The following is a 6,255-nucleotide window of genomic DNA, read 5'->3' as shown; positions in this document are numbered from 1 at the left end:
CCCCCAGGCCGTGACCTTCGCCAACCCGTCCGCCCGACAGCCCCGGGGGCCGCGCCCGCCCCGGCCGCCCCGAGGGGCCGGCCGCCGGCGCCCCAGCCCCATCGCCCTGACCATCGTCGTGCTCGCGGTGGTCGTCATCGCGGTGCTGGTCCTCGCCCAGCTGTGGACCGAGGTGATGTGGTTCGACCAGCTCGGGTACTCCGAGGTCCTGTGGACGCAGTGGCTGACCCGCGCCGCGCTGTTCGCCGCCGGCTTCGTGATCATGGGCGGCGCCGTCTTCGCCAGCCTCGCCGTGGGCTACCGCAGCCGGCCGGTGTACGCGCCGTCGAACCAGGAGCAGATCAGCCTCGACTCCTACCGCGAGGCCATCGAGCCGCTGCGCCGGGTCGTGCTCGTCGCCGGCCCCGCCGTCCTCGGCCTGTTCGCCGGCATCGCGGCCTCCCAGCAGTGGAGCACCGTGCAGCTGTGGATGCACAGCACGCCGGTCGGCGAGACCGACGCGCAGTACGGCATCGACGTGTCGTTCTACATGTTCGTGCTGCCCGGGCTGCGGTTCGTCGTGAGCTTCCTCATGGCGGTGACGGTCCTGGCGGCGATCGCGGGCCTCGCCACCCAGTACCTGTACGGCGGCTTCCGCGTCGGCGGGTCCAGCAGCACCCCGCGCACCACCAAGGCCGCGCGGGTGCACCTGTCCGTCATCGCGACCGTGCTGATGGTGCTGATCGCCGCGAACTACTGGCTCGACCAGTACTCGATCCTCACGAAGGAGGGGGACCGGTTCGAGGGCGCGTCGTACACCGACGTGCACGCCGTCATCCCGTCCAAGCGGATCCTCGCGGTCATCGCCCTGCTCGTCGCGATCATGTTCATCATCACCGCGGTGCGCGGCACGTGGCGCATCCCCGCCCTCGGCGTCGGGCTCATGGTCGTCGGCGCGGTCGTCATCGGCGGCATCTACCCGGCGGTCGTCCAGCGGTTCCAGGTCAACCCGAACCAGCAGGACGCGGAGGCCGAGTACATCCAACGGAACATCGACGCGACCCTGCAGGCGTACGACCTCGAGGACGTCGAGATCGAGACCTACGACGCGAAGGTGACGGCCGAGCCGGGCGCCCTGCGCGAGGACGCCGAGACCACCGCGTCCATTCGGCTGCTCGACCCGCAGGAGGTCTCGAACTCCTTCAAGCAGCTCGAGCAGATCCGCGGCTTCTACTCCTTCCCGGACACCCTGTCGGTCGACCGGTACGAGATCGAGGGCGAGAGCCGCGACACCGTGATCGCCGTGCGCGAGCTCGACCTCGAGGGCCTCGACGCGCAGCGCCGGAACTGGACCAACGACACCACCGTGTACACGCACGGCTACGGCGTCGTCGCGGCCTACGGCAACGCGACGTCGTCCACCGGCGCCCCGTCGTTCTGGGAGGGCGGGATCCCGTCCACCGGTGAGATGGGCGAGTACGAGCCCCGGATCTACTTCGGCCAGAGCTCGCCGACCTACTCGATCGTCGGCGCCCCCGAGGGGCAGGAGTGGGAGCTCGACTACCCCGACGACGAGTCCGGCGGCGCCGTGAACACGTCCTTCCCGACCGACGAGGTGTCGGCCGGCCCGGAGATCGGCAGCTTCTGGAACAAGCTGCTCTACTCGATCAAGTTCGGGTCCGAGCAGATCCTGTTCTCCGAGCGCGTCACCGACGAGTCGCAGATCCTCTACGACCGCGACCCCGTCGAGCGCGTGCAGAAGGTCGCGCCGTACCTGACCCTCGACGGCCGCGTGTACCCGGCGGTCGTGGACGGCCGCGTCAAGTGGATCGTCGACGGCTACACCACGTCGGACCAGTACCCGTACGCGGCGGCGCAGTCCCTCGAGGACGCCACCACGGACTCCCTGACGGTGGCCTCGACCAGCATCGAGGCCCTGCAGCCGGAGACGGTGAACTACATCCGCAACTCCGTGAAGGCCACGGTCGACGCCTACGACGGCAGCGTCACGCTGTACGCGTGGGACGCCGAGGACCCGGTCCTGCAGTCGTGGAGCAAGGTGTTCGACACCTCGCTCGCGCCGGTCTCGGAGATCAGCGCCGACCTGATGAGCCACATCCGGTACCCGGAGGACCTCTTCAAGGTGCAGCGCACGCTGCTCGGCACGTACCACGTCACCGAGCCGGAGCAGTTCTTCTCCGGCAACGACGCGTGGCGCACGCCGAACGACCCGACCGCCGGTGACGCCAACGTCGCGCAGCCGCCGTACTACCTGACGCTGGAGATGCCGACGCAGGACCAGGCGTCGTTCTCGCTGATGTCGACGTACGTGCCGGCGGGAGGCAACGCCCGGGACGTGCTGACCGGGTACGTGGCGGTCGACGCGGAAGCGGGGTCGGCGGCGGGTGAGCCGGCCGAGGGGTACGGCAAGCTCCGGCTCCTGGAGCTGCCACGCGACTCCACGGTGCCCGGCCCGAACCAGATGAACAACAACTTCACGTCGAACCCCGACGTGTCGAACGAGCTGAACATCCTGGGTCGCGGCGACTCCGAGGTCATCCGCGGCAACCTGCTCACCCTGCCCGTCGGCGGCGGCCTGCTGTACGTCCAGCCGGTCTACGTGCAGGCGGCCAGCGGCACCCAGTTCCCGCTGCTGCAGCGGGTGCTCGTCGCCTTCGGCGACCAGATCGGGTTCGCCAGCACCCTGGACGAGGCGCTCGACCAGGTGTTCGGCGGGGACGACGGCGCGACGGCCGGCGACGCGGGCAACGACCCGCAGCCGCCGGACACGGGTGAGGGCACCGGGGAGGGCGACGGCGGCACCGCCGAGCCCGCACCGACGCCCGCGCCGACCGGCGGGGCCACCGAGGCTCCCGCCGACGCCGCGGCGCGGCTCAGCCAGGCGCTGGAGTCTGCGAACCAGGCCATCCAGGACGGCCAGGCGGCGCTCGCCGAGGGCGACTTCGCCGGGTACGGCGAGGCCCAGGAGCGCCTGCAGCAGGCCCTCGACGACGCGGTGGCGGCCGACCAGGAGCTCAACCCGGGCGGCTGACGCGGCGGCGTGCCGTGACGGACACGGGCCGGTCCTCCCACGTGGGGGACCGGCCCGTGGCCGTCCCGGGGACGGGGTGTGTGACCGAGGGCACGGGGGCTCGATTTGGACCTGCCGTCACGCTGGCGTAACGTAGTGATCACCGACGCGGGGTGGAGCAGCTCGGTAGCTCGCTGGGCTCATAACCCAGAGGTCGCAGGTTCAAATCCTGCCCCCGCTACACAGAAGACGAAGGCCCGGACCGGTTGGTCCGGGCCTTCGTCGTTCCCCGCACGCCGGCACCGCCCTCGTGCTGTGCGGCTCCGGACCTCCCGACGGCGGCTCCCGGGCGGCGTGGTAGACATTCCCCGCGCGGTGCGGGTGACGCCGCGGCGAGCGGCGACCGGGGGTGACATGCAGGCAGCGCCCACGGGCCGGGTGCGGGTCCCGCCGGCGCGTCCGGACCGGGTCGCGCGGCCGCGGCTCCTGGACGTCCTGGCGTCCGTCACGACCGCACGCCTGACGGTCGTCACCGCACCGGCGGGCTACGGCAAGAGCACGCTCCTGGCGCAGTGGTTCGCCGCCGGGGCGGGCGACGCCCGCGTCGGCTGGGTGGCGCTCGACGACCGGGACGGCGACCCCGCCGTCCTGTGGCCGTCCGTGCTCGATGCGCTCGACGCGGCCGTGCCGGGTGCGTGCGCGGTGGCGCGGGGGCTGCTGGACGCGGGCGAGCCCGTGCCGGTGGTGCTGGCGGCGGTGGTCGACGCGCTCGCGGACGTCGAGGGTCACGTGGTGCTGGTGCTCGACGACGTGCACCTCGCCGGGCCGGGTGTGTGGCCGGACCTCGGGTTCCTCGTCGACCACCTGCCGCCGCGGGCGCACGTCGTGCTGGCGGGGCGCTCGGACCCGGCGGTGCCCCTGCCCAGGCTGCGGGCGCGCGGCGAGCTGGTGGAGCTGGGCCCGGCGGACCTGCGGCTGACCTCGGACGAGGTCGGCGCGGTCGTCGCGGCGGCGGACGTCGCGCTGGAGCCGTCGGACCTCGCGCTGCTGTCCGACCGGACCGAGGGCTGGGCCGCCGCGGTGCAGCTCGCGCTGCTCGCCGTGCGCGCCGCACCCGACGGGCCCGGTGTCCTCGCGCGGATCACGGGGGAGCACCGGCACCTCGCGGACTACCTGGGCGACGAGGTGCTGAACCGCCAGCCCGACGAGCTCCGGGACTTCCTGCTGCGGACCAGCGTGCTGTCCCGGCTCACGGGGCCGCTGTGCGACGCCGTCACGGGCACGGCCGGCGGTGCGGTGCGGCTCGAGGAGCTCGACCGCGCCCAGCTGTTCCTGGTGCCGCTGGACGACGAGCGGCGCTGGTTCCGGTACCACCACCTGTTCGGTGAGCTGCTGGCGTCGCGGCTCACCCGCGAGCGGCCGGCGGAGGTGGCGGACCTGCACCTGCGCGCCGGCCGGTGGTGGGCGGAGCGTGACGAGCCCGCGGAGGCGGTGCGGCACGCGCTCGCCGGCGGGGACCTGCACGGAGCGGCGGCGCTGGTCGAGGCGGCGGTGCCGGCGATGCGACGGGCGCGCCAGGAGGCGACGGTCCGGCAGTGGTGCGACGCGCTGCCCCCCGACGTGGTGGGCGCGCGCCCGGCGCTCGCCCTGGGCTACGCCGGCGCGCTGCTGGCGGAGGGGCGGCTCGACGGCGTCGCGGAGCTGCTGGGGCACGTCGAGCGCGCCGTCGGCGTCGACGGCGACGGGCCGGTCCCGCCGGAGTCCGCGCCCGTCGTGGCCCAGGCGGCCGTGTTCCGCGCCGCTCAGGCCCGGGCCGCGGGGGACGACGCCGGCGCGGCGCGGCACGCCGGCCGGGCGCTGGACCTGCTCGCGCCCGACGAGCACCTGGGCCGCGGCGCCGCCGCCGGCCTGCTGGGCCTGGCCGCCTGGAGCGACGGCGACCTCGAGGCCGCGGAGCGGTGGTGGGGGGAGTCGCTGGCCGCGCTGCTCCGCGCCGAGCACCACGCCGACACGTTCGGTGCGCTGCTCGCGCTCGGCGACATCCGCACGGCACAGGGGCGGCTCACCGACGCGGCCGACGGCTACACGCGGGCGCTGGAGACGGCGGACGGCCTGCGCGGCGCCGCCGACCTGCACGTGGGCCTGGCCGGTGTGCTGCGGGAGCGCGACGAGCTCGACGCCGCGAGGAGGCACGTCGACGCCGCCGCGGCGCTCGGCCCCGGTGCGGCGCTGCCGCAGAACCGGCACCGCGCCCTCGTGGTCGACGCGCTGATCCGGGCGGCGCAGGGTGACACGGACGCGGCGGTCGGCCTGCTGGACGAGGCCGAGCGCCACTACGTGGCCGACTACTTCCCCGACGTGCGCCCGGTGGCCGCCGTGCGCACGTCGGTGCAGGCGCGCGCGGGGCACCTCGTCGACGCGCGGCGGTGGGTCGGCGCCAGCGGGGTCCGGGTCGACGACGAGCCGACGTACCGGCGGGAGGCCGAGCACCTCACGCTCGTGCGGGTGCTGCTCGCGGAGCACCGTGCCGGCGGCGACCGCGCCGCGCTGACGGGCGCGGACCAGCTGCTCGAACGGCTCCTCGCGGCGGCGGAGGCCGGCGGACGCGCGGGCAGTGTGCTCGAGGTCCTCGCCCTCCGGGCCCTGGTGCGGCGCGGGCTCGGTGACATGCCGGGCGCGCTCGACGTGCTCGACCGCGCGGTGCGTCTCGCCGCCCGGGAGGGCCACGTGCGGGTGCTCGCGGACGAGGGCGCGCCGATGGCGGCCCTGCTGCGCCGCCTCGCGGACCGGCCCGGTGCTCACCCGTCCACGCGGGTGCTGCGGGCGGCCGCGGAGCGCACGGCGGCCGTCCGGCCGACCACGCCGGACCGGCCGGACCGGTCCACGGGCCCGGTCGTGGCGCCGCTCACCGCGCGCGAGCGGGACGTGCTGCGGCTGCTCGGCGGGGACCTCGACGGACCTGCCATGGCCCGTGAGCTCGGGTTGTCCCTCAACACCCTGCGCACCCACACCCGGAACGTCTACGCCAAGCTCGGCGTGCAGAACCGGCGGGCCGCCGTGCGACGTGGCGAGGAGCTCGGCCTGCTGGGCGGTCGGCCCGCCGGCCGGTGACGTCTCACCCGCGGCCTCACCAGGTGTGGTGATCCGCCCTCACCACGTGCGTCCGTACGGTGCCGCACGGCGGACCGACCGACGACCGCCGCACCGCACCGCACCCCACCGCACCCCACCGAGGAGCCGCCATG

At 74.7% G+C, this 6,255-nt stretch carries 2 protein-coding genes and 1 tRNA gene; all 3 read left to right on the top strand.

Translation table 11 applies throughout. The features are described 5' to 3' along the window. The first annotated feature begins 10 nt into the window (after positions 1–10). The 3 genes from QNH85_RS19875 (at position 11) to QNH85_RS19865 (ending at position 6,121) form a co-directional block, all read left to right on the top strand. Entirely contained in the window at positions 11–3,031 is a 3,021-nt protein-coding gene (locus QNH85_RS19875) for a UPF0182 family membrane protein (protein ID WP_282949187.1), read from the top strand. Between the two features lie 146 nt (positions 3,032–3,177). Then, a tRNA-Met gene (locus QNH85_RS19870) sits at positions 3,178–3,251 on the top strand. A 173-nt stretch (positions 3,252–3,424) separates the two neighbouring features. Continuing rightward, positions 3,425–6,121 (top strand): winged helix-turn-helix domain-containing protein, encoded by a 2,697-nt coding sequence (locus QNH85_RS19865; protein WP_282949185.1) that lies wholly within the window; start codon positions 3,425–3,427, stop codon positions 6,119–6,121. Positions 6,122–6,255: the final 134 nt, after the last annotated feature.

This window comes from Cellulomonas endometrii, assembly GCF_949769265.1.
In the GTDB taxonomy this organism is placed as follows: domain Bacteria; phylum Actinomycetota; class Actinomycetes; order Actinomycetales; family Cellulomonadaceae; genus Cellulomonas; species Cellulomonas endometrii.
The sequence above is the reverse complement of the archived record's forward strand: the minus strand, read 5'-3'. Positions and strand labels throughout refer to the sequence as shown.